This is a genomic window from Bacillus sp. 16GRE42 (assembly GCF_019837435.1).
Lineage (GTDB): Bacteria > Bacillota > Bacilli > Bacillales > Bacillaceae_G > Bacillus_A > Bacillus_A wiedmannii.
This window is the reverse complement of the sequence record NZ_JADAXF010000035.1, coordinates 1-298: the sequence shown is the minus strand read 5'-3', so window position 1 is coordinate 298 and position 298 is coordinate 1. Positions and strand designations below refer to the sequence as shown.

General features: G+C 44.3%; 2 tRNA genes. Both read left to right on the top strand.

From position 1 onward, the window contains the following. Positions 1-111: 111 nt before the first annotated feature. A tRNA-Ile gene (locus ILS93_RS28545) sits at positions 112-188 on the top strand. 10 nt (positions 189-198) lie between these two features. Continuing rightward, positions 199-274, top strand: a tRNA-Ala gene (locus ILS93_RS28540). Positions 275-298: the final 24 nt, after the last annotated feature.

Genomic DNA, 298 nt, shown 5'->3' with positions numbered 1-298 from the left:
ACTGTTCATCAATATAAGTTTCCGTGTTTCGTTTTCGTTTAGTTTTGAGAGTTCAATTAATTATTGACTCTTAAATGAGGATATGATATAAATAAATCCTGCAATTTGTATGGGCCTATAGCTCAGCTGGTTAGAGCGCACGCCTGATAAGCGTGAGGTCGATGGTTCGAGTCCATTTAGGCCCACCATACAACTTTTGGGGCCTTAGCTCAGCTGGGAGAGCGCCTGCCTTGCACGCAGGAGGTCAGCGGTTCGATCCCGCTAGGCTCCACCAAAAAGCTATTTTAAATAGCAAATG